23 protein-coding genes are annotated in these 25,731 nt (G+C 48.3%); 16 read left to right on the top strand and 7 right to left on the bottom strand.

The features are described from left to right. The first annotated feature begins 2 nt into the window (after nucleotides 1-2). From BLS15_RS02585 to BLS15_RS02570, 4 genes are read left to right on the top strand one after another with little or no spacing between them, the layout of a single operon-like run. Nucleotides 3-824 carry a GNAT family N-acetyltransferase gene (locus BLS15_RS02585; protein ID WP_021254356.1) on the top strand — a complete coding sequence of 274 codons (822 nt, stop codon included), beginning with the start codon at nucleotides 3-5 and terminating at the stop codon, nucleotides 822-824. Nucleotides 825-854: 30 nt separating this feature from the next. After that, on the top strand, nucleotides 855-2,216 hold the full coding sequence (locus tag BLS15_RS02580; protein ID WP_021254355.1) for a polysaccharide deacetylase family protein: 1,362 nt from the start codon (nucleotides 855-857) through the stop codon (nucleotides 2,214-2,216). Continuing rightward, on the top strand, nucleotides 2,209-3,324 hold the full coding sequence (locus BLS15_RS02575; protein WP_021254354.1) for a lipid II:glycine glycyltransferase FemX: 1,116 nt from the start codon (nucleotides 2,209-2,211) through the stop codon (nucleotides 3,322-3,324). Before BLS15_RS02580 ends, BLS15_RS02575 begins: the two co-directional genes overlap by 8 nt. Next, nucleotides 3,317-4,486: a DegT/DnrJ/EryC1/StrS family aminotransferase gene (locus BLS15_RS02570; RefSeq protein ID WP_021254353.1), complete on the top strand. Its 1,170-nt coding sequence runs from the start codon at nucleotides 3,317-3,319 to the stop codon at nucleotides 4,484-4,486. The genes BLS15_RS02575 and BLS15_RS02570 overlap by 8 nt, the downstream gene beginning before the upstream one ends. Nucleotides 4,487-4,604: 118 nt before the next feature. On the opposite strand, the gene BLS15_RS02565 is transcribed toward BLS15_RS02570, so the two are convergent. After that, nucleotides 4,605-6,245: a hypothetical protein gene (locus tag BLS15_RS02565; RefSeq protein WP_021254352.1), complete on the bottom strand. Its 1,641-nt coding sequence runs from the start codon at nucleotides 6,243-6,245 to the stop codon at nucleotides 4,605-4,607. 116 nt (nucleotides 6,246-6,361) lie between these two features. Here BLS15_RS02565 and BLS15_RS02560 point away from each other — a divergent pair, with 116 nt between their 5' ends. The 7 genes from BLS15_RS02560 to BLS15_RS02535 all read left to right on the top strand — a co-directional run bounded on the left by BLS15_RS02560 (nucleotide 6,362) and on the right by BLS15_RS02535 (nucleotide 14,255). Then, nucleotides 6,362-9,466 (top strand): heparinase II/III domain-containing protein, encoded by a 3,105-nt coding sequence (locus BLS15_RS02560; RefSeq protein WP_021254351.1) that lies wholly within the window; start codon nucleotides 6,362-6,364, stop codon nucleotides 9,464-9,466. Nucleotides 9,467-9,492: 26 nt separating this feature from the next. After that, entirely contained in the window at nucleotides 9,493-10,863 is a 1,371-nt protein-coding gene (locus BLS15_RS02555) for a lipopolysaccharide biosynthesis protein (RefSeq protein ID WP_021254350.1), read from the top strand. 1 nt (nucleotide 10,864) lies between these two features. Continuing rightward, complete coding sequence (locus tag BLS15_RS28835; RefSeq protein ID WP_155987202.1) at nucleotides 10,865-11,023, top strand: hypothetical protein; 159 nt, start codon at nucleotides 10,865-10,867, stop codon at nucleotides 11,021-11,023. After that, complete coding sequence (locus BLS15_RS02550) at nucleotides 11,013-11,486, top strand: hypothetical protein (protein ID WP_028531642.1); 474 nt, start codon at nucleotides 11,013-11,015, stop codon at nucleotides 11,484-11,486. The genes BLS15_RS28835 and BLS15_RS02550 overlap by 11 nt, the downstream gene beginning before the upstream one ends. A gap of 162 nt (nucleotides 11,487-11,648) precedes the next feature. Further along, complete coding sequence (rfbC, locus tag BLS15_RS02545; RefSeq protein ID WP_021254348.1) at nucleotides 11,649-12,239, top strand: dTDP-4-dehydrorhamnose 3,5-epimerase; 591 nt, start codon at nucleotides 11,649-11,651, stop codon at nucleotides 12,237-12,239. After that, nucleotides 12,236-13,105, top strand: coding sequence for a dTDP-4-dehydrorhamnose reductase (rfbD, locus tag BLS15_RS02540; protein WP_028531643.1), 870 nt, complete (start codon nucleotides 12,236-12,238; stop codon nucleotides 13,103-13,105). The genes rfbC and rfbD overlap by 4 nt, the downstream gene beginning before the upstream one ends. Before the next feature lie 145 nt (nucleotides 13,106-13,250). After that, nucleotides 13,251-14,255: an LCP family glycopolymer transferase gene (locus BLS15_RS02535; protein ID WP_028531644.1), complete on the top strand. Its 1,005-nt coding sequence runs from the start codon at nucleotides 13,251-13,253 to the stop codon at nucleotides 14,253-14,255. 30 nt (nucleotides 14,256-14,285) lie between these two features. Here the strand turns inward: BLS15_RS02535 and BLS15_RS02530 are convergent, their stop codons facing one another. The 3 genes from BLS15_RS02530 to BLS15_RS02520 form a co-directional block, all read right to left on the bottom strand. Continuing rightward, a complete protein-coding gene (locus tag BLS15_RS02530; protein ID WP_021254345.1) occupies nucleotides 14,286-14,726 on the bottom strand; it encodes a bactofilin family protein in 441 nt (146 codons plus the stop codon). Between the two features lie 39 nt (nucleotides 14,727-14,765). Then, nucleotides 14,766-15,884 carry a M23 family metallopeptidase gene (locus BLS15_RS02525; protein WP_028531645.1) on the bottom strand — a complete coding sequence of 373 codons (1,119 nt, stop codon included), beginning with the start codon at nucleotides 15,882-15,884 and terminating at the stop codon, nucleotides 14,766-14,768. Nucleotides 15,885-16,032: 148 nt separating this feature from the next. Next, entirely contained in the window at nucleotides 16,033-18,240 is a 2,208-nt protein-coding gene (locus BLS15_RS02520) for a penicillin-binding transpeptidase domain-containing protein (RefSeq protein WP_051614009.1), read from the bottom strand. A gap of 185 nt (nucleotides 18,241-18,425) precedes the next feature. Between BLS15_RS02520 and cls the strand changes: the two genes are divergently transcribed. After that, the gene (gene cls, locus BLS15_RS02515) at nucleotides 18,426-19,853 is read left to right on the top strand and encodes a cardiolipin synthase (RefSeq protein ID WP_021254342.1); all 1,428 of its coding nucleotides are present in this window, start codon (nucleotides 18,426-18,428) and stop codon (nucleotides 19,851-19,853) included. Here the strand turns inward: cls and ligD are convergent. The 3 genes from ligD to BLS15_RS02500 form a co-directional block, all read right to left on the bottom strand. Next, nucleotides 19,836-20,777 (bottom strand): non-homologous end-joining DNA ligase, encoded by a 942-nt coding sequence (gene ligD / locus BLS15_RS02510; protein WP_021254341.1) that lies wholly within the window; start codon nucleotides 20,775-20,777, stop codon nucleotides 19,836-19,838. The genes cls and ligD overlap by 18 nt on opposite strands. Nucleotides 20,778-20,884: 107 nt before the next feature. Then, nucleotides 20,885-21,931 (bottom strand): ATP-dependent DNA ligase, encoded by a 1,047-nt coding sequence (locus BLS15_RS02505; protein ID WP_021254340.1) that lies wholly within the window; start codon nucleotides 21,929-21,931, stop codon nucleotides 20,885-20,887. After that, on the bottom strand, nucleotides 21,931-23,037 hold the full coding sequence (locus tag BLS15_RS02500; RefSeq protein ID WP_028531647.1) for a non-homologous end joining protein Ku: 1,107 nt from the start codon (nucleotides 23,035-23,037) through the stop codon (nucleotides 21,931-21,933). Before BLS15_RS02500 ends, BLS15_RS02505 begins: the two co-directional genes overlap by 1 nt. A gap of 216 nt (nucleotides 23,038-23,253) precedes the next feature. Here BLS15_RS02500 and BLS15_RS02495 point away from each other — a divergent pair, with 216 nt between their 5' ends. From BLS15_RS02495 to rimI, 4 genes are all read left to right on the top strand, one after another. Next, entirely contained in the window at nucleotides 23,254-23,445 is a 192-nt protein-coding gene (locus BLS15_RS02495) for an H-type small acid-soluble spore protein (RefSeq protein WP_028531648.1), read from the top strand. A 296-nt stretch (nucleotides 23,446-23,741) separates the two neighbouring features. Then, the gene (tsaE, locus tag BLS15_RS02490; RefSeq protein ID WP_021254337.1) at nucleotides 23,742-24,221 is read left to right on the top strand and encodes a tRNA (adenosine(37)-N6)-threonylcarbamoyltransferase complex ATPase subunit type 1 TsaE; all 480 of its coding nucleotides are present in this window, start codon (nucleotides 23,742-23,744) and stop codon (nucleotides 24,219-24,221) included. 3 nt (nucleotides 24,222-24,224) lie between these two features. Next, the gene (gene tsaB / locus BLS15_RS02485) at nucleotides 24,225-25,106 is read left to right on the top strand and encodes a tRNA (adenosine(37)-N6)-threonylcarbamoyltransferase complex dimerization subunit type 1 TsaB (RefSeq protein ID WP_028531649.1); all 882 of its coding nucleotides are present in this window, start codon (nucleotides 24,225-24,227) and stop codon (nucleotides 25,104-25,106) included. Nucleotides 25,107-25,244: 138 nt separating this feature from the next. Then, nucleotides 25,245-25,694 carry a ribosomal protein S18-alanine N-acetyltransferase gene (rimI, locus tag BLS15_RS02480; protein ID WP_051249928.1) on the top strand — a complete coding sequence of 150 codons (450 nt, stop codon included), beginning with the start codon at nucleotides 25,245-25,247 and terminating at the stop codon, nucleotides 25,692-25,694. Nucleotides 25,695-25,731: the final 37 nt, after the last annotated feature.

The raw sequence follows: 25,731 nt of genomic DNA, 5'->3' as shown, positions 1-25,731 counted from the left end.
ACATGTGGAAACGATTATTTCCTGACTGCCGCATCGAGTCACGAGGCGAATCTGTTCATGTCCGAACGTTGGAACCGGAACATTATGAGGAAATCCCCCGCATGAGCGAGTCATGGATGCCTGCGGGGCTCTATGAAGCGACGCTTTTTTCAGCCCATGGATATGCTGATTTTTTGCGTGCTTCGCTTGCTATCCCGCCGTCTCGTTTCACTTCGCATTTTATAGGGATATATACGAATGCGAATTCCCTGATTGGCTTCGCAGAATGGAGACTGCTCGATGACATCTTATTTCTGAATAATTTCTACGTATCTGCTCTGTTCAGAGGAAGAGGCATCGGCTCCCATGTGATTCGACAGGCAAGCATTCACGCCGCGAAGGAGGGCTTCTCTTCCGTGCAGCTTGATGCATTCGACACGAACGAATCTGCCATTCGGCTATATGAGCGGAACGGATTCGTTCGACAGCATGCTTATTATTGGTATGCAAGTGCTCCGCTGCATCAATGGATGGACGTAGAAGTGGAAGAGAGCAGCTTGGATTATATGATTCAAGACTGGCCGCAAGCGGTAGCCAGCCTCGAAGTGTATGGCTATGGATTCTTTCGCGTGAGCTTCGATCATCAAGAAGAACGAATTGTGCTTATGAAGGAGAATTATTTCCGTATGCGCTTGAAAGCTGCAATGAATAAGGATGTGCTTGCTCTGCTTGCACGTCTTGCCCCGCATCGAAGGGTGCTTGTGTCAGACGGAGGGGAAGAGCCGCCTCACTCCGGCATGGAACAGTTGGCTGTAGCGTTTCGCATGGTGAAGCCATTGTCTTGATAAGATGAGGACAGGAAAGGGTTAAGGGCCATGATTATTACAATACCTGCATTGTTCGTACCCGAACGAACATATATCATTCAACAATTGGTCGGCGATATGCTCGGATTACCGTATCAGCTCGTCGTGGACAATGATAAGGATCAGTCGCCCTATATCCGGTTCGCACTGTCGAACGGGAGCAGCTTGTATATCAGAGATGCCTTCTTTGCTCAATATGAGGATGGATTGTCTTACTTGTCCGCGGATACGAGCCAACTACGTGTGTCCTATGCCAACTCCAGATTTGCTCCCGAAGGGGATTTGCCCGTATGGTTCGGGAGAGGGGAATGGCGAGTGGATGGAGGGGACTTGTATTGCGAAGCAGATCTGCTGGCTGCTTGCTTTTTTATGCTCACTCGATGGGAAGAGTGCGCGAACATAAGAGACCGTCATGAACGGTTCCCCTCATCCGGCAGTTTGGCTGTTCGGAGCCGCTTCTGGCAGCGTCCTGTTGTGAATGAGATGGCTGAGATGCTTTGGAATATGCTCATTGAAGTAGGGTTGGAGGCAGAACGAACAAATCGTCCCTCTGAATTGATTGTGACGCATGATGTGGATGATTTGCGATATTGGGACGGTATGAAGCGTCTTATTCGGAGTATGGCAAGAGGCTTGGCCAACTTGAGTCCATTGGCTCCCATTCGAAGCATGCTGGAATACATACAAGTAAAGTCAGGTAGATGTGCCGACCCGTACGATACATTTGATTGGCTGATGGATCTGTCTGAGCAGGCAGGAGTTCAATCCAGGTTCTATTTTATGGCGGGGGGCACGACCTTTTACGACAATCGATATGATGTCCGGGGAGAACTCGCTCGTTCGGTGCTCAAGCGTGTACGTGAGCGCGGTCATATCGTCGGATTCCACCCCAGCTATGATGCATACTGCAATGAAGAGTTGTTCTTGCAAGAGAAGGAGCGGCTTCAAGAAGCGGCGGGATGCGTGGTTACAGAGGGAAGGCATCATTATTTGCGCTTCCGTGTTCCGGATACATGGGGCATATGGGAGCGAGCCGGGATGAAGATAGACAGTACGATTGGGTATGCCGATGAAATCGGGTTTCGCAGCGGAATCTGCCATTCATACCGTGTCTTTGATATTCATGCCAGACAGCCTTTATCTCTACAAGAGCTCCCTCTAACCGCAATGGAGGTAAGCCTTGGCGGTTATCAAGGACTTGAACCCGCTCAGATGTTTGAGCAGATGAATAACCTTCTAGGAGTCGTGCATCGATATCGCGGACAGTTCGTTTTATTGTGGCACAACTCCAACATTCGCAACTCGTTCTGGAAGCCGTATGCGAATTACTATCATTCGTTCGTCATTCAAGGAGGGTGTCCAATTGGGTAATGTTCAAATACTGTCGCCTGACGATAGGAAGCAATGGGATGAACTTGCCATGAGTATAGTGGATCCGGACATATATTGGTTATCAGGCTATTGCTCCTTATACGAGAGCGGACAGGAAGAATCGGCACGTCTATTTATTTACAAAGAAGATACCGGAACTGTCATGTATCCATTTGTTCTCAGGCAAGTCAATACTCTACCGCATATTAAGCGCTTATGGGAAGACGCTCCGGAAATGTACGACATTATTACCCCATACGGTTATGGAGGACCTATATGCACTTCCTTACATGATGAAGATCGTAATGGATTGCTTGGGCGATTTCAGCAAGCCTTCTCCAACTATTGTAAGGAACAAAAAATTATAACGGAGTTTGTCAGATTTCATCCTCTTTATCGCAATCATCAGGATTACATGGATGTGGATCCGTGTTTCGTGCGCAATACGATCAGTGTAGATTTAGAGCCGGCGGTAGACGATATTTTCGCCAAGTTCAGCTCCAAGAACCGGAATCGAATTCGTGTATCTTTGAAATCTGGACTTTTTGGACGGCAGGAAACGATGACGTTAGAACGGCTTCAATCTTTCATTGATATGTATTATCACACGATGGATCGTGTGAAGGCTCAGGCCAGCTATTACTTTACCGAACAATACTTTTATGACATGCTGGATCGCCTATCCGATCAGCTCACCATGCTGGGAATATACGCGGAAGATGAGTTGGTTTGTGCATCGATATTTTTGCATGAAGGTGAACATGTGCACTATCATCTGCTCGCTTCCAATGAGCGATATTTTTCTTGCGCGCCCAATAATTTTTTGCTGTACTTCGCCATACAGCACTTCAAGGAACGAGGATTCAAGAAGATTCATCTAGGCGGCGGTTATACGGGCAATGATTCCTTGTATCGCTTCAAGAAAGGGTTCAATAATCATGAACCATTGGACTTCTATGTTGGAAGGAAAGTACGAGATCCCTACCTATACAAATTATTAAAAAGCAAATTTAATGGTATTACGGAGAGCGAGTATTTCCCATTTTATCGCGACCCTTCACTTATGGCGGTTGGTATTGACTCAGCAGAGGTGACCCAGTATGTCTAAGCCTTATATATATCTGTCTCCTCCGCATATGGGAGATGAAGAACGGATTAAGATCGATGAGGCATTTGCTAGCAATTGGCTGTCCTCCGTCGGTCCGCATATTCAGGCATTTGAAGAAGAAGTGGCCCATTATGTAGGGGCGCAAGGAGCAGTTGCGCTAAGCTCAGGGACGGCGGCCATCCATTTGGCTTTACGGCTGGCTGGGGTAGAAGCGGGCGATTATGTGCTATGTTCCACGTTTACCTTTATAGCTAGTGTGAATCCTATCCTGTACTTGAACGGGATTCCTGTATTTGTTGATTCGGAGCCGAATTCCTGGAATATGTCGCCAGAGGCGCTGGAACGGGCATGTGAGCAGCTTGCGCAAGAGGGGAAGACGCCGAAAGCTGCTGTCATCGTTCATCTCTATGGGCAGAGCGCAGATATGGATGCAATTATGACTATCTGCAATCGTTATGGCATTATTGTGGTGGAAGATGCAGCAGAGTCACTAGGTACGACCTATCGTGGCAGACATTGTGGGACAATCGGTCATTTCGGCATCTATTCGTTCAACGGCAATAAGCTCATTACCACATCCGGAGGGGGAATGCTGGTGAGCAGCGACCCCGTGGCACTTCGAAAGGCCAGACATTGGGCGACTCAGGCTAAAGAAGATCTGCCGTACTATGAGCATTATGAGATGGGGTACAATTACCGGATGAGCAATGTGCTGGCAGGAATTGGACGTGGTCAGCTCACCGTGATTGAAGGGCGAATTGCCGCAAGGAGGGCTGTATATCAGCGGTATCGGAGTGTATTGGAACCTTATGATGGTATTCGACTGATATCAGAACCTACCTACGGAAGATCGACTTGCTGGCTTACGGTTATCTTGGTTGACTGCAAGCGTACGGGGACGTATCCGCTCTCGATCAAAACTGCTCTGCAGCAGAACGGCATCGAGTCACGTCTCGTATGGAAGCCGATGCATCTGCAGCCGATGTTCCACTCCAGCTTATATTTCCCTCACCAATCGCATCTTAGTGTGTCCGAGCAATTGTTTGCACAAGGGCTATGCTTGCCATCCGGCTCGAATCTGACGAGTGCCGAACAGGATCGGGTGGTCGATGTCATTTTGGAACATTTACAGCAGAATGCGATTTATCGGCAAAGTGTGTAGAACAGGAAGAGGCTTAGAAGCCGAGTGAAGAAGGAATCACCCGGCTGAATTCAAGATTCGATGCCGAGCCCACTTTATGATTTACTTCGTGATCAAAAGCGGACTTTTTGAACAACCTCTATAAGCCTGTATAGGATCTTTTTTCTATCCACTGATTGGGTGCTTGAATGCATTGCCAGCCTTCTACAACATATTTGCTGCCGTCGTTGCCGAGCAGCGAGAGATTATCGTTCAAGATCATTCGCCCTTTATCCCATTGTCCTGCAGTAGGCGGCTGCGTGCCGAGATTCACACCAGGTATGATCTCTTCGTAGCCAGACCAGACCGCTGCCGTGCAGTCGATGCTGTAAATGCAGAAACTCTTGATGCGCAGCGGCTGTGTTCCTCCTGATAACAAGACGCGTATCATAGTGACATCAGAATGAACACGGAAATAGAAGTCTTTGTTGGAATCATTTCCGGTAATATAACCGCCTATTGCTCCACCCCCGGGTGCGGTTGTGTTGAAGTAGGGCTCTGCGTTGGAGGAGCCTTTGACTGTAGCTTCATTTTGAATAGTGCTTCCTAGAATGTTGCCGTTTGCATCGTAGCAGATGACAATGACGCGTCCCCCATATCCAGCGATCGTATCTTTTTGTACAATAAATCGCTTGGCTTTGGAGGTGTTGATGAATACGCCGATTGCTGGCTGAATAAGCTCTACATATTCATTGGCGAGCGTCATTGCTCCAGATTTCAGAACTGTGGACGTGCGAGAAGTGGCGACATTAACGCGTGGAATATTGACTAAGCTATTCCCATTGTAGTAGCAGGCTATTTTATTCAGGGGACCGGATAGGAAGATCATGTTTCCTTTTGTATTGATTAATTTGGATTTGCGTGAGGAGTACACGGATACAGGATAACGGCTTCGATCATCGATATTGCTTCCGTTCAGTTCTCCATAACCGACATTGAACACGTTATTCGAAGACGAGTTGAACACCCGTACAAAGGTTGTATTATTGTCCTCGTTGCGCATATCTTGGAATTTATTTTGCTCACCGTGATAGATCAGAAGCGGGACTGCTTCGGCATTGCCCGTAAGGTAGGATTGGCCAAGCTCGAAGCTAGGTTTGATAAAGACATTGTTGTTATTGTAAAAGTACGAATTATCAGGCGATATAATGCGAATTCCGTAACGGCTTGCATTCGTATTGACCTGACTCCAGCATCCAAACCTTCCATTCTCAAATAAATTTTCATTGACCCAGCCAGAACGAACTGCCGACAAATCCAGCGCAATCTTATTATTCATGATTTGTCCAAGTGTCAGCTTGTTGAAGGAGAATCCTTTACTATTTCCCTTAGCTTGCAGACCGATTGTGAAGCCATCGATTCCCACAATATCGATATTACATGAGATGAAGTTGGTCAGAATGATGCCGATGTTCCCTTCGTTGCTCCAGTCGGATACTTGAGCATTTCGGACATTCAATTTGTAATCCATCATGGTGGTAGATTCGATGGCATTGCCGATCAGCAGACAAGGTTGAGTGTTGTCTCCCTTATAAATAAGCGGGGCATCCATAATAAGTCTGACGCCGGATGGCACGGTGATTGCTTGGGAGACTACAGCACCTTTGCCGGGAGGAAAGTAGACGCTCATCTGATTGACCGCAGCGAACTGCAGCGCTTTATTGACTGGAGTGGTATCGTCTGCTGCTCCATCATACAAGGCTCCGAAGTTCTGCGGCGTAACAAAATTCGGATTAATCATAGGCGGACACATCCTCTTCTATCGGAATAGTAGCTTGTTTTTTATACAATATGAAACGCCCTACTAGAAAGTGATGACAGCAAATGTCACGATATATGAGCAAGGAGATTACAAATATGACAACTTATAGAATTGATTGGAAATGGAAGTTAATTATCGTTTCTTTCATTATTGCTGCACTATATTTTTGTATCGATTTCGTGTTTATGAACAGTCCGCATGCAGCAGGCCAGTCCAGGAGCAATTACTATACAGCAGAGAAACGCCAAGCTGTTCAGGACAATGTGAAAATGTATAAATGGGCGCGGGATGAAAGGGATGCAAGCATAAGAAGGGCGCAAAAATATATAGATTTGAGCTACGAAGAGCTATGGTCGATGATTACCACGCAGGCCTTGCCGAGAAGCTATGATGTGAATGAAGAGATGGGAAGTGTGATAGGTGGTCAGAAGGGGCCTCGTGATGACCGTTCAAGCTACGAAATTGATCCTGTAGCGAAGCCGTGGAAAGTAAAGGATAAATCGAATGGAATGATGTTCCCAACGAATGATTTCGCTTCATACTACCGGAGCGGCTTAGATGATAAGGGAGGATTTGATCCGAAGCGCGCCGACCGCAAATATTTGGTGAATACGCTGTATCCGGACAAAGGCACGGCATTTGGCGTCGATGACGGCAGTGGATATGTTGATGGAAAAGGCAACAAGTATACGTTTATCGCGTTCTACAATCATTGGGTATGGAGTCAGTGGTTAACGGATGCATTGCGTTCGCTGCGTGAAGCCTACTTATATACGGGAAATGAGAAGTACGCTTATAGCGGCCTGATTCTATTAGATCGTGTAGCCGATGTGTATCCTGATATGGACGTCTCCGTGTATCGGTGGGAGGATGGGTTCAAAAATGCGCACGGCGGGACGGGACAGGGAAAAGTATTGGGATCAATTGCTGAAGTTACACTGACGGAGCAGCTGCTCCTCAGTTACGATGCCTTTTTACCCGTACTCCAGAAGAAGACTGCTCCATACTTGTCTTTTTTGCAAAAGAAAGCCGCTCGTTACAGCCTTCCCTCATCGAAGGGAACAGCCGACAGTATAAAGCAAAACTTTGAGAATCGTATCATTCGTCAAATTGTGCCTGCTGTCAAGAAAGCGCAGATCTCAGGCAACTTCGGATCTCATCAGAATGTGATTGCACTAGCGGCTATTACCTTGGATCAGCTTCCTGAATCTGCGGAGTGGATTCAATTTGCGCTGCAGTCAGGGCAGTTGGAGCGTGTAGCGGGCGGCGGATGGAGAATAAGCGGCGGGGGCGTCTATGACGTTCTGGCGAATCGTATCGATCGCGATGGCTATGGTGATGAAGCTTCACCTGAATACAATGTGACCTGGTTGGAACGAATGAACAGTTTGGCGGATATTTTGGACAGCTATGAGCGCGTCCCAAGCGCGGATTTATATAAGCATCCGAAGGTGAAGAAGATGTTCTATGCCTTTCTTGATCTTGTGATGCAAGGCAAGGACACACCCAATATCGGGGATTCCGGCTCGATTGGCAAAGATAATATTTGGGCGAAGCGGGACTTGGTATGGAGGGCATTTGTTAAATATCGCGATCCTTTATTTGCCCAGGCAGCATTTCTATTGAATGGAAACCGAACGGAAGGGATTACAAATGATTTATTTCAACCGAAGATGGAAGCACTGCTTGCTCAGTTCCGTAAAGTCGTACAATCTCAGGGCAGCTATAAGTTCAACAGTATCAATTTAACGGGATATGGATACACAGCTTTGAGGCATGGGGACATTGAGGCTTGGCTGTACTATGGGCGAAATGGCACATCCCACGCTCATCGGGATGCGCTAAATATCGGGTTATATGGGTTCGGTCTAGATATGGCCCCGGATCTAGGTTACGTGACCTTCGCTGATGATAACATTTTGCGTAGACGCTGGGAATCGAACACCATATCGCATAATACAGTTGTGTTCAATAAGGAAGGACAGCAGCCAAATTCATGGGTTGGCATTCCACGTCATTATGATGACGGCAAATACGCCAAATTAATCGATGTGGAGGCGCCCTATGCGTACGAGGGGGCTGACGTATATCGAAGGACGTTCGCTCTTATTCCCATTGATGATCGACTTGCCTATGCCGTTGATTTCTTCCGCGTCAAGGGGGCGGGTGAACAAGTGTCAAGCTTTCACGGCATGGAAGGAACGGTCGAGACAGGTGGGCTGAAATTAGTGGAGCAGAAGTCAGGCACGTATGCTGGCGAACAGATTCCTCTTGCAGATCCCGCCTATTCGGAGCAGAGCAAGAGTGGATATAACTATTTGTACAATGTCCGTAAGGACAAGGATCCGATCGGCCAGTTTTATGCAGAGTGGAAGTCGGCGAAGTCTGTGTCATATAACCGCGTGCAGGTGAAGCCGAATTTGCGGGTTACGATGCTTGGTTCGTATACAGATGCAGCAGTTGCCCAGGGAGATCCACCCCAAAATAAGCCGGGGAATCCTCGACGACTCGATTATTTATTAACACGGCGTCCTGGCGGGGAGAGCTTGTTCACTTCGATTCTGGAGCCATTCGCGAAGGAACGAACGATCAAAACAATTCGAAGGCTTAGCGTAACCCATGAAGGCGCGGCTGTTCCTGAATGGGAAGCGATGGCCATTGAGGTTGCCCTCCAAAATGGTCGGAAAGATACGATTATTTGCAGTCTGGAATCGAATCGGGAATACCAATTGGAGAACGGACTGTCATTCAAGGGCTTTTTTGGACTGACAAGTATGTCGTCTAAGGGGGCGAAGGTTCAGTATGCACACGATGGAACGTGGCTGCAGAACGATGGCGGCAAGCAGGAGTCCAAATCGGAAGCAGAGCGCTTAGTAGGGAAAGTTGCTGGCTTTACAACAGGGTGGAGCCTTGATAATCGTTTGGAACTCAAATTTGAAAATTTGGCATCGTTCGATGTGAAGAAACTAGTTGGTGCTACGGTGTATGTTGACAATCATTCGGTGACTTCATCGAACTCTGCAGCTGTACGGAATGCGGCTTACACGATTAAGAGTGTAATCAAGCAGGAAGGCAGTCATGTGGTCGTCAGTCTTGGCAATACGACCTTTATTCAACAACAGATCGGCGATAGATTCATCTACGATATTCAGGCAGGACAGTCATTTGTTATCCCTCTATCGCAAGTACGCCAATTCTAGCGGAATGACAAAGGAAGGGTACGAGAATGAATATTATCCATACTGCGATCAAACGCTGGCGCGTGCTCACCGGCCAAGGATCCTTTGTTAAGAACGTTATTATTATGCTTAGCGGGACGGCTGCCGCCCAAGGAATAGGGATTGTTCTATCCCCCCTCTTGGCACATTTGTATACGCCTGAGCAATACGGTGAGCTAGCTGTTTATATGTCTATACTGGCGATTTCTGTTTTGTTCGGAAGCTTGGGGTTTGAACGAGCGATACCGATGGAGGAGGACGAAGAGCATATCCCCTATATCGTAACTTTTTGTTTTTTGCTTCTCGTTCTTCTCACCGGTGTGTTCTTGGCAGTGATTATTTTGTTTGCGCCGATGATATCTGATTCGTTCAGAATTGGAATGATCGTGTACCTGCTTCCTATATCCTTCTTCGGTTACGGCCTCTATAATACGTTAAATTATTGGGCGCTTCGAACGAGAAGCTATGGACCGCTAGCCAGAACGAAATGGGTGCAGGGGATGGGGGGAATCCTTATCCAGTTGGCTGCTCCGTTCGTCGGATTGGGCAGAGTCGGGCTCGTATTGGGCGAAGTATTTGGACGCGTAGCAGGAACGGGAACACTGTACACGTTATTTCATAAGCAATTCCGGCCTGGCCAATGGGCCCGTCAAGCGAATTGGAGCATTATGAAGAAGATGGCCAGCCGATATCGCAAAATTGCGCTTTATGTGACTGGATCAGGAGTATTCACCTCGATGACACTCCAAATGCTGCCGCTCTTCATGGCGGGATATTATGGGTTGAAGGAAGCGGGCTCCATCGCTCTCGTTGATAAGGTGCTGGGAGGGCCGATACTGCTGCTAAGCATGTCTATCTCGCAAGTGTTCTACGCGGAATCGATGAAGCATGCACGCGAGAATCCGCAGATGCTCGAGCAACTATTCCGTGATACGTTTCGCAAGCTATGTCGAATTGGAGTAGTACCTATTCTTGTAATCGCGGTTGTAGGCCCACCGTTATTTGTATGGCTGTTTGGTACTGCTTGGGAGCCTGCTGCCAAATATGTGCCGGTCTACGCGCTATTGTACGGTGTAAATATTTTGTTTTCTCCGGTATCCGTCATTTTAGAATCCCTTCGCCTGCAGCATTGGAATTTTTGGTGGACGGTTACTCGTTTTCTGGTATTGGCGCTAGGTTTGCTAATCGTCGTATGGCTGCAATTGTCCCCGCTGGCGGCTGCCATCTTGCAAGCCGTGATATTGGGCGTATTCTATTTGATTATTTATCGAATGAGCGCTATCGGCATAAGGAAGCGTAAGGAAGAGTGGATGAATTCCGCTGCAACAGGTGGAACCGATACGACAGTGAATGAACGAGGTGATAGGAGTGAGGCATGACATGACAGTTGAGCAGCTTGAAAGAGAGTCCTTGACAGAGAAACGGACGGTTGATATTACGGACATCATGCTGCAATTAGGCATTTTTCGTGCAAGGTGGGAATGTGCTGCGAGTCATTCTGTTGTTCAGATTGTACAAGAGGAATATCATGATGAATAGTTGGCCTTCTGCGTATCCGTCGCAACTGTTCATTACCTTGCCAAAGCCGGTACCCGTTCTGATGACAATAGATCGCGTGCATCAGGAGCCTGTTCATCATGCGCGAAGCTGTAAAGTTATGCTTGTCGGGCTTAGCCCGAACTGCTTAACGATGATTACTCATTTGAGCTTGCCAATATCGAACCATTATTCATTAGCATTTACATATGAATTTGACAACGACCGTATGTCTATTCGCGGAAACGTTGTGTGCAAAGAACGGAAGCATGAACAAGAACAGGTTAAATATCAATACACCGTCAAATTTATATTAACCCCTCAGCAGAAAGCAATGCTTACCTCACGACTAAACATTCAACTTACGAAGGCATGTCCACATTATTCCAAAATGATGAATACGTATAATCAATGTTTTTTGTATAACCCCGATCCTGCTTGGGCGCAAGTCCAATGGTTCGGCTAACCGTAGAACTGGAATCATCCCGAATATATGATTGATGGATATATGTCGCACTTTCCCCACATTGAATGTCAATAAGAGGGTGAACGGCATAGAATAGTTATGAGTGGGCGGAAAGCCTCTTCAATCAGTCACGAATTATCTCTCGAAAAGGGAGTTGTCAGGATGAAGGTCAGTCAGACAAAATTACCCGAAGTACTTCTTCTCGAGCCGAATGTGTTCGAGGATGAACGCGGATTTTTTATGGAGAGCTATCACGCACATAAGTGGGAAGAGCTTGGTATAAATTATTCGTTCATGCAGGATAACCATTCCTTATCTGTGCGTGCTGGCACACTGCGAGGTCTTCATTATCAGTTGGATCCTTATGCGCAGACGAAGCTGGTACGGGTTGCAGTCGGGGCCGTCTATGATGTTGCGGTTGATATTCGCAAAGGCTCTTCGACGTTCGGACAATGGGTTGGTGCTATCTTAAGCGCATCAAATCGTCGGCAGCTTCTCGTCCCGCAAGGCTTTGCACATGGCTTCTGTACGCTCGTTCCGAATACAGAGGTTCTATATAAGGTGGATGCTCCCTATCATGCGGCATCCGACCGAGGGATTGCATGGAACGATCCAGCGCTTCATATTGACTGGCCTGTAAGCAAGCCCATCTTGTCCGAGAAGGATGCCAAGCATCCGATGTTAGAAGATGCCGAGCTTCCTGCTTGGAAGGCAGCTCCCAATTCTTGCAATAAGGATGGTGTTGCCGAGTGAACAAGGAAGAGATGAAGGTGCTGGTTACAGGAGCAGGTGGACAACTTGGAATGGAGATGCTGATTGTGCTGCATCGCCATGGCATATCGGCAGTTGGCTACGGGCATCACGATATGGATGTGGCGGATGCGGAGCGAGTGCGGACGGTGATGGAGAAGGAGCGTCCTACACATGTTATCCACGCTGGGGCGTATACGAAGGTAGACTTGGCTGAGTCGGATTCTGACACAGCGTATCGAATTAACAGCTACGGGACGCGCAACGTGGCCGTAGCGGCTAACCGTATTGGTGCAGCACTTGTATATATCAGCACGGATTATGTATTTGATGGGAAGAGTGACTGCCCATACAATGAGTTCCATTCCGTTCGTCCCATCAATATCTATGGGCGTTCGAAGTGGGAAGGCGAGAGATTTGTACGAAATCATCATCCTGCTGCATTTATTGTACGCACCTCTTGGGTTTTCGGCTTGTATGGGGACAACTTCGTCAAAGCGATTCTAAGGAAGGCACAGACGGAACAAGTGCTGCAAGTCGTTAATGACCAAGTAGGTTCGCCTACGTATACGCTTGATTTGGCGGAGAAGATAGTCGAATTGCTCTACACTACCAAATATGGAACCTATCATATTACGAACAGCGGAAGCTGCTCGTGGCATGAATTCGCTACAGCAATTATCAAGGAGGCAGGCTTGTCTACGATCGTACGCGCGGTGCCCACCTCTCATTTTCCAAGGCCTGCTCGCAGACCTGAATATTCAGTGTTGGAGCCACTAGCGTTGAGGCTTAATGACTTCTCGCTGCTTCGACATTGGAATGAGGCAATACGGCATTTCTTGCAGAAGGATGCTCCTCCCGAGAAATAGAGTGGTAATAGGGTGAAAGGGCAGATCGCACAAGTGAATAAGATGGATCTCGTTATTCGTTGTTTGCTTGCGCGATCTGGCCGGTCGGTTCAAATTTGCACGAACGATCAAGGTGAATAGAGGGGAACAAGGGGAGGGGAGATGTTTGATAGTACGAAGGAACTCATTGCGAAGATGGCACAAGGTCGTTCTTATCTTACTAGGAGCTATGATATTAATTGTATCTACCGTTCTTCTTATCATATGGAATACGTTGAAGGGAACGGCTGATGCGATGTATGAACCGCTCCCGGAAGGAACGAGAGGGCCATTACTGGAGCAGCCGACATCTGATTCGACGAAGCATGCTGTGCGAGATAGGAACGAGACAGTGCCAGCATCGACACAGGCAGCTATGGGTCTGCCGAATTTATCCGAGCAGAGCCCCTTCACGCTGCTCCTGATCGGGACGGATGAGCGGCCAGGCGATAAGGGGAGATCTGATTCGCTCGCCCTGGTTCTGGTTCACCCGCAGAGTGGTACCTTGTCCTTGCTCAGCATTCCTCGTGATACGAGGACGTCAATCGTAGGCCACCATACGGTTGATAAAATCAATCATGCCTATGCATTTGGCGGAGTTCCAATGACAGTTGCCACGGTGGAACAGCTCTTTAAGGTGCCTGTTCATTATTATGTGAAGACGAATATGAATGGGTTTGTGTCGATGATAGATGCCTTAAACGGCATAGAAGTAGAGAATCGCTTATCATTCACGGACGACGGTATAACTTTCCCGAAGGGCAAGGTGGCGTTGCAAGGGAGAGAAGCACTCGTATATGTTCGGATGCGCAAGCAGGATCCAGATGGCGACTTTGGCCGCATGCAGCGACAGCGCCAAGTGCTGCAGGCGATACTGAACAAGTCGGCCCAACTTGACTCAGCAGGACATTGGATGGATTTGCTCGTACAGGTAAAGGAGAATATCCGTACAAACCTGCAATTTGACGATTGGAAGCAGCTGATGCTTCATTATCGGCCACAGTTGACGAAAGTGGAGCAGCAGGTGCTGCAGGGGAAGGGGAAGATGATCAACGGGATCTACTACTTCCTCCCTGATGAAGAACAATTGCAGAAAATAGCCGAATCGATACGCAACCAATTGAAGGGGTAAGCATAAGAATACATAAAGAGAAGCAAGCGGTTATCCCGCTTGCTTCTCACTTTCTTTATTGCTAGATGCGTTGGCCGCCTCTTGTCGGTTCCCCTTGCTGCCTTTCTTGGATGAGCTAGCTTCGGATGAACGTTCCATGAGGCTTGTTCCATTCAGCAATCCGCCCTCCTGGATTAACAGCACTTCCGATAGACAATTGCCGCAGACTTGCCCCGTTGAGGAAATTACTAATTTGCCGCTTGCGTGAATGTCGCCAACTACGCTGCCTGCTACAATAATATGATTGGCGGTAAGGGTAGAATGCGCTTCTCCATGTTCCCCAATTGTAATCGTACCACTGCAAGTCACTTCTCCTGTGAACTTGCCATCAATGCGGATGTTTGCCTCGCAGCGGATTGCGCCTTCTAATTGAGTCCCAGGTGCGATATACGTGTCACTGTGCTTCGGTTGTTGTGTTGAGCGACGGAGCATGCTCGCATAACCTCCTTGAAATGGATCAGGATGACGAAGCTAGGATTGATAAATTGGATACGAGTCGGCCCGAGTGCTGAGAGACGTCAATGGTTCGCTTGAACGTCTGGTGCGAATAAGAGGAGTAGGGATAGATTTCTTGGAACTTGCAGTCTCATACAGAGCGTTGCGTACATAAGGAAACGGATCGATCGGTTCACCGCGCTGTACAATTTGAAAATGAAGATGAGGCCCTGTACTTCTTCCGGTATTCCCAAGCTTGGCAATATGGTCGCCTTTTGCCACTGTGTCATTTACGTCGATGAGGATCGACTGTAGATGCATATACCAGGTGTCTAGCTGATTGACATGGCGGATGACGATATAGTTGCCGCGAGCTGGCTGAAATCCGGCCTCAATGACCTTGCCGTCAGCTGCGGCATAGACGGGGTCGCCCAGCTCGCCGCCGATGTCGAGTCCCGCATGGAAGGCGGCTCGGCCATGCATTGGATCTTGGCGATAGCCGAAGCTGGATGTGATGCGGCGTGACTTCGTCGGCCAGATGGACGGCGTTCCTGCGATCGTCGATTGTCTGTTCTGTGCTTGCTTCAAGGTAGTCGGAACAGAACGCTGCATTGTATTCAACATGTCACTTACTTGCTTGAGATCGATGCGAGAGCGGTTTGCCAAATTCAGAATTTGATCCGTGCTTGCCTCGATGTCTTCGCCGCCAACCTGAATGCGTTCATTCCAACCAGAGGATTGTGAGGGGGCGGATAGCATAGCTGAATGTTTGGATGCATCCGAAGGAGCGATGTATCCTTCGACGAATTGCTGAAGCTGCTTCTCCAGGGAACTCATCTGCTCCAATCGATCCTTGACGGATTCTGCTTGGGAAGACAAGCGGATGACTTCATTTTTCAGAACACGAATAGCCTCGTCCTTGTCCTTCACGGTGACGTCCAAGGCCATAGTCTGGGAAGTCACTTGTCCCTGAAGCTCTTGAATATGTGCGGTAGATTTCCATTGCATAGCCAGAAAGAGTCCAGATATCGATATGACTGCCGCAATCGGGACGGAGACAACTAGCATTTTCGATACACTGACCTGCTTCACTGCTTGATCTGCATCACGAATGACAAGCAGTGTCATCGATCCATTCCACCAATGCCGTTTCATCCTATCACCTCAACTTTAGACGCGTCATCAAGCCTTCCCCCTTCCCGGGTTCGCTTGCTGCTCGCGCACGATTCGTATGCTCGTAAGAAAGTTGTCTATTGATCTCTATTCAACGATTCCTCAAAACATACCTTTTTTCGTGGACGCGTCACTTGTTCTCTGTCTTGGTTGGCACCGAAGTTTCAGAAGAAGTAGAGCCTTGTTGTGGATTTCGATAGCTTCCGGCTTGCAAATAGAGTGTTACAGATCGTTGTTCTCCGGCCGTACTTTCTTCTTGCTTGACGACATACCCTTCTCCGATGATGGTGGCTTTGCGATCAAGCAACTGACAGATGGTAAGTGCATCTCGCAGCGACAATCCGGCAAGCGAAGGGAGGGGAACGTCCTTCTCCTTGCTTGTTAGTAAATAGACTGGCTGCTGTTCATACAGCTCTTCCCCCTGCTGCGGATATTGTTCAAGCACTTGTGTACCTTTTCCAAGCACAACGGCATGCATGCGTCTATCTTTGATAGCCTGCACGGAGTCCTTTACCGGTTTTGATTTATAATTTCCTACGACAGCTGTATTCTTCACTTCCACTTTGCTGTTGATCTTTACCGGTGGTTCAGAACCTTCATCGTTAGTAGGGAGTAGACTTGGATCGGGCTTAATCCCCATATATTGAAGCGTACTGAGCATGATGGAGCGGAAGGCGGGCATAGCGACCTGACCACCCAAGGTGAAGTCACCCCCAAGATCAGGCTCATCCACTACAATCGCGACGACAGCCTTCGGGTTATCGGCCGGTGCGTAGCCAACAAATGAAATAAGCCAATTTCCTTTCTTATAGCCTCGCTTGGCTGGTTTCTGTGCAGTTCCGGTCTTGCCAGCTACCCGATAGCCATCAATGATAGCAGGCTTGCCAGTACCTTTTAGGATAACTTGCTCCAAGCGCTCTGTGACCTCTCTTGCAGTGGCAGGGGAGACGACCTGACGCTCAGTCTGAGCGTTAGGAGCGGAGTCATTCTTCAGAATACTCGGCTGCATCCATTTCCCGCCGTTCGCGATGCTGGCATAAGCGGCAGCAAGCTGGAGTGTGTTTACGCGAACACTACCTTGCCCGAAGGTCGCGGTTGCAATCTCGGAAGGACGCTCAAATCGAATAAGAGGCTCTGCCTCTCCACTTAATTCGATGCCTGTTGGATGTGTAAATCCGAAGCGGTCAATATAGTTGTACAGCTTCTCCTTGCCGAGCTTCTCCAAGCCTAGTTTGACGAAGGCGACATTACTTGACTTCTCCAATCCCTGCTGATAGCTGATCGTTCCCCAGCCATCTTTCTTCACATCGTGAATAATGTTGCCGGGAACCTTGATCGAGCCAGAGACAAATGTATCGTCCGGTCGGAATACGTTCTCCTCAATGGCAGCTGCAAGCGTAACGATCTTGAACGTTGATCCAGGCTCGTATCCGAAATGTATGGTATCGTTCGTCAAGGCGCCAATATTCGATATATCCCAGTATCGGTTCGGATTGAAATCCGGTTTCGAGGACATAGCCAGCACTTCCATCGAATGCGGATCCATAACAACGGCCATGGCTCTGGCAGGCTGCCATTGCTTCATGACACGAGTCATGGCCTCGTCTACGAACCGCTGAACTTCGATATCAATCGTAAGCGTTACGGACTTGCCGTCAATGGGCGATGTTGTCGAACGGCTTGCCAGTGCAATGGGGTTGCCGCGATTATCCCTCAGAAATGCTGCCTTGCCATTAACGCCTTGCAGCTGTTCATTGAATTTGCCTTCAATGCCGGATACAGCTTGTCCTTCTTTATTGATATATCCGAGTACGTGAGCGGCTAATTGATTATAGGGGTAATAACGCTTGGAGGACTTCATTAATCCAACCCCATAATCAGGGAAATGCAGCCACTCTCCATAATCCAATTCTTTGCCGAAGAGGGTGCGGAAATCATCGAGCTTCGAATAGTCCATGAGCCAGCCTTCTGTGCGCACTTCGACTTGGCGCTGCTTTGTTCGGCTAATGAGATCATTGAGCTCGGGAAGAGGTTTGCCCGTTATTTGATGAAGCCCATCGGCAACTCGACTTTGCTGCTTCAGATGCTCGATCTCCTGCGGGAAAACCACCAGATTATATGCTGAGGCTTCGAGAGCAAGCGGCTTCTGGTTTCGATCATATATTGTGCCTCTTTTGGCCAGAAGAACCTCGCTGCGCGCCCAGGTCTTTACATTGTGTTCCATGTAGAAATCATAACTGATGACTTGAATCCAGAACGTGCGTATGATTAAGACTAGAAAAACAAATACCATGATCATACCTAGTGCAAATACGCGCAATCGAATTCTGCGGTTCATGATCGACTGATCCTCCATGGAAAGTGTTGGGGTAGTAATATTTACTGTACATGGAGTGTGGTTATTGTACAAGAGGATACAATGGAAAAAACGCAGTACTGTTCGTGTGAACCATCAAATGATCTGGAATGGATAGGAATATGGTATAAATAGAAGACGTCACATTACGGAGGTTGCACGAATTCATGATATGGGTCATCGTAATATTGCTTGTGTACTTCTTCCAAATCGTGACGATTGTGCTCTCAGAATACAAGCATCCATCTAAAGCAGTTGCCTGGTTATTGATTCTTTTCTGCTTTCCTCTCATTGGCTTTGTCATGTATTACTTTCTGGCTCAGGAATATACGGCTCGTAGACGTGTGCGCAAGCATGAATTGTGGGGAGAATACGTTAATAAAAGCGAGCTGTCCAAGTTGAGTATTATTGATCAAGTTGAGGAATTGAACAACAGCGATATGCTTAAGCATGAACGTTTGTTTTCTTTAATTTCTACTTTGTCGCCCAGCCCGATAACCAGCTGCAATTCGACTGAGGTATTAACGAATGGACAGGCTGCGTTTGAATCGATGCTGGACGCTATCCGCGGGGCGAAGCGTCATATACATATGGAATTTTATATTATTCGAGATGATGGTATTGGCACGATGTTTCAAGAAGCACTGATTGCGAAGGCGAAGGAAGGCGTCAAGGTGCGCATCATTGCGGATGGGGTAGGAAGCATTGAGCTGCGGCGCAAATATGTGCGCAAGCTCCAGCAGGCAGGCGTGGAATTTCATTGGTTCCTTCCTGTGTGGGTATCTTTCTTTCGGCGCAGGCTCAACTACCGGAACCATCGCAAGATTGTCGTGATTGACGGGACGATTGGATTTGTTGGAGGTATTAATATCGGTGACGATTATTTAGGGTTGAACCACAAGTTGGGGTTTTGGAGAGATACACATTTGCGAGTAGTAGGGGATGGTGTCTACGCGCTTCAGGCCGTCTTTCTACACGACTGGTCCTTTGTGAAGGAGCCGCCGAATGATCGGCAGGATCTATTTCCTGAACATACCTGTCAAGGCTGTGAGCAGGTGAAGATGATTTCAAGCGGGCCAGACGCAAGCTGGGATGCCATTCAAGAGCTGTTCTTCGGAGCATTAAGCTCGGCGCAGGAACGGATGTGGATAATAACGCCATACTTCATTCCTGATTTAAGCATCCGGCTTGCATTGAAGACGGCAGCGGTAAGCGGAATTGATGTGCGGGTTATTATTCCGGGGAAGTCGGATTCACGCATCGTAGATTGGGGCTCTTTATCCTATGTGGAAGAGCTCATGCAGTCCGGGGTTCGCTTTTATCAATATCAGAAAGGCTTCGCCCATGCAAAAGCATTTATTATGGATAACGCGCTGGGTTCAGTCGGAACTGCGAATTTGGATATGCGTAGCTTTTTTAGTAATTTTGAGATCAATGCGGTGTTGTTCGACAAGCAGGCAATTGAACGATTGGAGCAGGATTTCTATAAGGATTTTGATGACAGTGTTGAAATTGATTATACGAAGTTCATTCATCGCTCCCGCTGGCAACGGGCAGCCGAGGCATTGGCTCGGCTGCTATCGCCGCTTCTGTAATGCAGCAATGTGGCTTGCTAGTGCTTCCAATACTGGCTCAATGTGCTGCTTCGGCTCAAGCTGAATGAGATCGCCTGTTAGCTGCAGGCGATCAGCAGCATTAAGCAGATGGAAATCCCGAGGCATCGGATTCCGTCTGACTTCATCCCAAGTAAGCGGCATGGAGACGGATGCATATCGCGTTGCTCGCGGTGTATAGGGAGCCGCGATGGTTCGTCCTTTGTCATGCTGCATGTAATCGATATAAATATTAGTGCCGCGATTTTTTTTGAATCGCTCAATCGTGAACAGCTTCGGGTGACGTTCGCATAAATAAGCCGCAACCACATGTCCCAGTTCTTTTAACTGAGTAAAGGAAGGGCCCTGCTCGATGGGGATTACAATCTGTACGCCAGTTGCACCGGAGGTCTTCGGCACGGAGCGGAGCCCCAGCTGCTCCAGCATATCACCGACGAGCGAGGCTGCCTCCATGATTCGAGGCTCCTCTTCTACAGATGGATCGAGATCAATAATCCACTCCGTCGGAAGCGGGTCATGAACCTTATGCAGGGAGGGGTGGTATTCGATGCATGCCAGATTCCCAAGCCAGAGCAGTGTCGTAATGTCATTGAGCACCACATAAGAAATGCCCTCCGATACAGCCGTTTTAACATAAGGCGGAGTGGGCTCAGGGGCATTTTTCTGATAGAAGAATTTTCCGCTCACGCCATCTGGATAACGTATTGTCGTTAAGTATCTTCCTTCACATGCAGGCAGCAGATAAGGACTAAGCCGTACAAGCTCCTGCATGAACCGTCCTTTTGTAATCCCCATTTCGGGGAACAGCATCTTGTCAGGATTGGTAATCTGCACATGATTCCCGCCGATGTTCAATGTCGCGGAAGAAGTCTGTGCCTGGCTTCTAGTCCCCTTCGAAGTTCCCAATATATGAAACCTCCTTCACGCACATTGATGATGGCCGCTCTATGGCCACTCTTCAACGCGCTATAGCCGAATTTATCAGGTACCGTGTTTGAAAATGTTTTGGAATTTCAGGTATTAAGCAATGGAAGCGTTAAGATGCGCGGATGGCGAAGCAAGCCAGCGTCTGTGTATTCTAGAGCACCGATGAGACAAGGGATCGGATGTCGATACCAGATTATCTGCTCCTTCGATAAAGAAGCGGGCAACCCTAGTGTTACTGGACGGTCAGCCGGGTGCTTGATTGCCCATGCCGTAAGCAGCTGTCTGCGGAGCTCGTCCAATCCGATAGAGGCCTTGCCCATATATTGCCCTGTAGAATCCGCCAAGACAATGCTGGAAGGACGATTGTCCTTACGCACATAGCCAATTACGAAAGATTCAAGCTGCATATCCTTCTTCTTCTTCATCCAATCTCGATGCTGTTTCCCTTCTACATAGGGCGAATCCAATCGCTTGCTGACGATTCCTTCCCACCCACGCTCGTTGACCCACTGCCATAAGGCATCGCCATCATCGAAGCAATCCGTGACGAAGCAACGTTCTGTTGATGGTGCAGACAGGCTAGTAAGCCGTTCATATCGCTCAGAGTAGGGGCGTGCTCGGATATCCTTCCCATTGCATGCGAGCAGGTCAAAGAGAACATAGATGGCTTGCAACGCTTCGCCTGCTCCTTGCGCTCTTGTCCGCTCCCGCTGAAGCACAAGCGGGAATGACGGGCGCAGCGTCTTAGGATCCATTACAACGACTTCTCCATCCAAGAGTACAGGGTGTTGAAGCGTTCTCGACCATTGATTGAGTATCCCGGTTACTTCTGGGTAGATACTGGTCTTGTTAAGCAATTTCTTCGAGTACAGTTGTACGCTCCCAGGAGAGCATAAAGCTAATATGCGTACCCCATCCCACTTTAGCTGATGCGTCCAGCCTGCTCCTGTCGGGATATGAGAGGACAGCAGCGGGGACATGGGAGGCGCAGGCAATCGATACGCAGAAGAAAGAGATTCCTTCGTCTGTTCTGTACCTTGATTAGAAGGTATAGAAAGTAAGTCTGATTGTGAGGGAACGTTAGAATTGGCAATCGACGTTCCAGTCAGATTACGCGGCCCATCCTCTCTCATTAGGAGCTCAAGCCTTCCTTCGATTTCTTAGTACTTCTGCGTCGACGTGCAGGAGGTGCTGGTTCTGCAGCTTCTCCGCTAGCTGCTTGCTTAGCTGGAACACGTGTGGAAGTGCTGCGAGTCTTGCGCCTGCTTCGAGGAGCTTCTTCGGACAGGGCTGAATCGTTCACAGCTGCATTTGCATCGGTCTGAACGGTACTTGTTTCCTGTGCTGCCGTTTCTGATTTTCGTTTTGTTGTTCTTCGTTTCCGGGTCGATGCACCTTCTGTTGTAGCTGTTGCATTGCTTGCTGTTACCGGCTGGCTTACGCCTGTATCCGTGCTAATCGGTGCAGGTGATTTCATTGCCTCGATGCTGGCTTGCAATGCAGCCATCAAATCAACGACATTGGCGGTAGGCTGAGCAGCAGGAGCGGTCCGAACCTCTTGTCCTGCAATTTTCCGTTCGATACGTTCCAATAGGCGTGCTCGGTACTCGTCCGTATATTTTTCAGGCTCGAAGGTAGTTGATAACTGGCTAATAAGCAGCTTGGCCATCTCGAGTTCTTTAGGGTTCACCTGTACCTGTTCCGGAACATTCGGTACTTGAGTCGAAGCCCGGATCTCATCGGGGTAATGCATCGTCTCCATTACGAGGCAATTGTTCAACACACGGATTGCAGCAAGACTGCTCTTTGCACGAAGGGTAACCTTAGCAATTCCAATCTTGCCAGTCTCATTGAGGGCTTCCCTCAGGAGTTGATACGCATTCGCCCCTGCCTGGTCTGGGGAGAGGTAATACGTTTTCTGGTAATAAATTGGGTCAATTTCCTGCAAATCGACAAAATCAATGATGGATATAGCGCGGTTGGCCTCTTCTTGCAGCTGCTCAAGTTCCTCTTTGTCGAATAAGACGAATCGGCCCTTCTCATACTCATATCCCTTGATGATTTCGTCCCAGGCTACCTCTTTGTCGCATACCGGACATGATCGAACGTAGGATAACGGGCTTCCGCACTCTTTATGAATCATGCGCATGGATATATCCTTATCCTCCGTTGCAGTATGCATTTTGACAGGGACGTGTACAAGGCCGAAGCTTATGGCGCCTTTCCATACCGTGTGCATGCTGTGCCTCCTTTGCTTATTGATACTTGATGATCTCATTAGTAAGCATGAGAAATGCAAAATGATTGCCTGATCTCAGTATGTGACAGATGCACTGGGGTTACCCATTCTGAAGCATGCATGAAATAGGAAGCGCTGAGCCATCTTAACAGAAGGTGGCTGCAGGCAGGATGTGCCGCATGCGGAGTTGAAAATGAAGGAGGATGGGGCATGATGATGGATGCCAACCGTGCGAAACAAATATTAGAGATGAAGGATACGGTGCCTGTTCGCTTGGATGGGGAGCAGTCTGTGTGGATTGAAAGCGTGGATGTAGCGAATAGTATGGCGACCGTTCAAGTGGGAACGAGTCCATTGAACACGCAGACGGTAGCGGTAGACCGCCTCGTTGAGGAGAAAAAGCATTAACGCCTCTTGTAAGGAATGATGGTATCAAGAGAAGGGAGAAGGCGCCTGCGGCATGCAGGTGTCTTTTTGTATATTAGACATTTGATTTATGCCTTTCTTTTTGGCAGGTGAAAATGGTTTTAGGATGGTGAGGGGAGTGTACCATGGATTACATGTAGGGTCATAGAAATCATTTTCCTAAGGGTATAGTTGTACGATGACTTCGCATGTTTCTAAGGTAGATCTCGGTTTGGAGATGTTGAATTTATGCTATAATGATAACTTAGTTACTATACGTATCGTGATGGAGGACAAATATGAATCAAATTGCGGAATTTGCCTTCCGCTCAAGCAGCGAAGCGGATACGGAACGACTGGCTTCCCGGCTGGCTGAACGGTTCCATGCGGGAACTGTAATCGCGCTTGATGGGGACTTAGGCGCAGGCAAGACGAGGTTCTCACAGGCTGTAGCGAAGGCGCTGGGCATTACGGGTGTCGTGAACAGCCCAACCTTTACGATTATTAAGGAATACGAAGGCGATGCGTTGCCTTTATATCATATGGACGTATATCGGATATCGATGGCTGAAGCGGACGAGCTGGGGCTGGATGAGTACTTCTATGGAGAAGGCGTGTCCTTGGTGGAATGGTCCAGCATTATTACCCCGATCTTGCCTCCACAGCATTTGCACTTGTTCATTCAGAATGAGGGAGAGACAGAACGCATCATTCGATTGACTGGATACGGGGAGCCGTACGTGTCATGGGTGAATGAATTGAAACGGATGGGAGTATGAATCATGGCAGTACAACATGAGCAAGTCAAGGTGTTAGCGTTAGATACCTCTACTTCTACTATGGCTCTAGCGCTTCTTCATGATAGGAGAACAGCAGCTCAGCTTGAATCGCAGGCTGAACGCAATCACTCCTTGAAGCTGGTTCCAGCGATGCAATCCATGCTGAAGGGTCTGGATTGGGAGGGGAGCGATCTTTCTCTCCTTGCAGTGGGGATTGGACCAGGCTCTTATACAGGTGTGCGAATTTCCGTTACAGCTGCGAAGACCATGGCCTGGGCATGGGGCAAGCCGGTTGTAGGTGTGTCAAGCTTGCATGCATTAGCGCTAAGTGGACTAGAAGCTGTTCGCGAGGGAAAAGTCTCAGATGGGACCCTAAAGATAGGCAAAGACTGGGTCTATCCGTTAGTGGACGCTCGGAGAGGCCAAGTATATACGGCTCGGTTCCGCACAGGAACAGATACAGGTGCTGTCGAAGTAGAAGATAAGACTTCTGGACAAGAATCGGAATGGGATACACAGCTCGGATATCGCGTGCAAGAGGATGGGATTCGATTGTTCAGTCAGGTGGCTGAAGAGGTGGAACACGTATTGCAATCCACTGATTTAGAGCCGGCTGATATGCCTGAACATGTATGGTTCGTCGGAGAGATTGAGCCGCATATGGAACGAATTGCAGCACTTCAAGAACAATTCGGAGATCGGATACATGCGGTTCCTAGTATGATGAAGGCCCATTGGATCGGCCGAATTGGAAGCAAGGCCTTCCATCAAGGGGAGATTGGTGACACACACCGGCTTGAGCCGAATTACACACAATTGACGGAAGCGGAATCTAAGCTGCTAGCGAAGGAGCAGGCGGCAGCCAAGGCTGTACAACAATCGTAAAGGAGCGTACTTCGAATGGGACAAGCTGAAGAACAGAAGGCTGGAATTGTGTCACAGCCACGGCATGCGGGTCAGGACGAGGCGAATGTTAACCACTCTTCTCAGCTGAAACAAGCTCAACATGTTCAATTTCGCCGTATGACGATTGATGATATCTCGGGTGTGCTCGCGGTTGAGCATGCTTCATTTACGTTGCCATGGACACAAGATGCTTTCCGTAATGAGATGACGAACAATTTATTTGCAAAATATATCGTGATGACAGCGGGTGAGCGTATTATCGGTTATGCAGGAATGTGGACCGTCCTGGATGAGGCGCATATTACGAATATTGCTGTACATCCAGAATATCGAGGGCAGCGGCTCGGAGAAATGCTGCTCCAAGAGCTAGTTCAGCTGGCGCACTCACTTGAAATGCTGCGAATGACACTTGAGGTGCGTGTCTCGAATCATGTCGCACAGCGATTGTATGCCAAGTTCGGCTTCACTTCGCAAGGCGTGCGCAAAGGCTATTACTCCGATAACCAAGAAGACGCGCTTATTATGTGGTCAGACTTGGATCCTACGGCTCCCTATGCAAGACCCTAAGGCGCTAACTGATTAAAGCAGGTGAAATCATTGACGA

Source organism: Paenibacillus sp. cl6col, from assembly GCF_900102125.1.
Lineage (GTDB): Bacteria > Bacillota > Bacilli > Paenibacillales > Paenibacillaceae > Paenibacillus_B > Paenibacillus_B suaedae.
This window is presented reverse-complemented; position numbering and strand designations above follow the sequence as displayed.

Excerpts from the sequence above, each read along its gene's own strand:
- BLS15_RS02585 (WP_021254356.1), top strand. The coding sequence starts at position 3 with ATGTGGAAACGATTATTTCCTGACTGCCGCATCGAGTCACGAGGCGAA.
- BLS15_RS02580 (WP_021254355.1), top strand. The coding sequence starts at position 855 with ATGATTATTACAATACCTGCATTGTTCGTACCCGAACGAACATATATC.
- BLS15_RS02570 (WP_021254353.1), top strand. The coding sequence starts at position 3,317 with ATGTCTAAGCCTTATATATATCTGTCTCCTCCGCATATGGGAGATGAA.
- BLS15_RS02565 (WP_021254352.1), bottom strand. The coding sequence starts at position 6,245 with ATGATTAATCCGAATTTTGTTACGCCGCAGAACTTCGGAGCCTTGTAT.
- BLS15_RS02560 (WP_021254351.1), top strand. The coding sequence starts at position 6,362 with ATGACAACTTATAGAATTGATTGGAAATGGAAGTTAATTATCGTTTCT.
- BLS15_RS02555 (WP_021254350.1), top strand. The coding sequence starts at position 9,493 with ATGAATATTATCCATACTGCGATCAAACGCTGGCGCGTGCTCACCGGC.
- BLS15_RS28835 (WP_155987202.1), top strand. The coding sequence starts at position 10,865 with ATGACAGTTGAGCAGCTTGAAAGAGAGTCCTTGACAGAGAAACGGACG.
- BLS15_RS02550 (WP_028531642.1), top strand. The coding sequence starts at position 11,013 with ATGATGAATAGTTGGCCTTCTGCGTATCCGTCGCAACTGTTCATTACC.
- rfbC (WP_021254348.1), top strand. The coding sequence starts at position 11,649 with ATGAAGGTCAGTCAGACAAAATTACCCGAAGTACTTCTTCTCGAGCCG.
- BLS15_RS02530 (WP_021254345.1), bottom strand. The coding sequence starts at position 14,726 with ATGCTCCGTCGCTCAACACAACAACCGAAGCACAGTGACACGTATATC.
- BLS15_RS02525 (WP_028531645.1), bottom strand. The coding sequence starts at position 15,884 with ATGAAACGGCATTGGTGGAATGGATCGATGACACTGCTTGTCATTCGT.
- BLS15_RS02520 (WP_051614009.1), bottom strand. The coding sequence starts at position 18,240 with ATGAACCGCAGAATTCGATTGCGCGTATTTGCACTAGGTATGATCATG.
- cls (WP_021254342.1), top strand. The coding sequence starts at position 18,426 with ATGATATGGGTCATCGTAATATTGCTTGTGTACTTCTTCCAAATCGTG.
- BLS15_RS02505 (WP_021254340.1), bottom strand. The coding sequence starts at position 21,931 with ATGAGAGAGGATGGGCCGCGTAATCTGACTGGAACGTCGATTGCCAAT.
- BLS15_RS02500 (WP_028531647.1), bottom strand. The coding sequence starts at position 23,037 with ATGCACACGGTATGGAAAGGCGCCATAAGCTTCGGCCTTGTACACGTC.
- BLS15_RS02495 (WP_028531648.1), top strand. The coding sequence starts at position 23,254 with ATGGATGCCAACCGTGCGAAACAAATATTAGAGATGAAGGATACGGTG.
- tsaE (WP_021254337.1), top strand. The coding sequence starts at position 23,742 with ATGAATCAAATTGCGGAATTTGCCTTCCGCTCAAGCAGCGAAGCGGAT.
- tsaB (WP_028531649.1), top strand. The coding sequence starts at position 24,225 with ATGGCAGTACAACATGAGCAAGTCAAGGTGTTAGCGTTAGATACCTCT.
- rimI (WP_051249928.1), top strand. The coding sequence starts at position 25,245 with ATGACGATTGATGATATCTCGGGTGTGCTCGCGGTTGAGCATGCTTCA.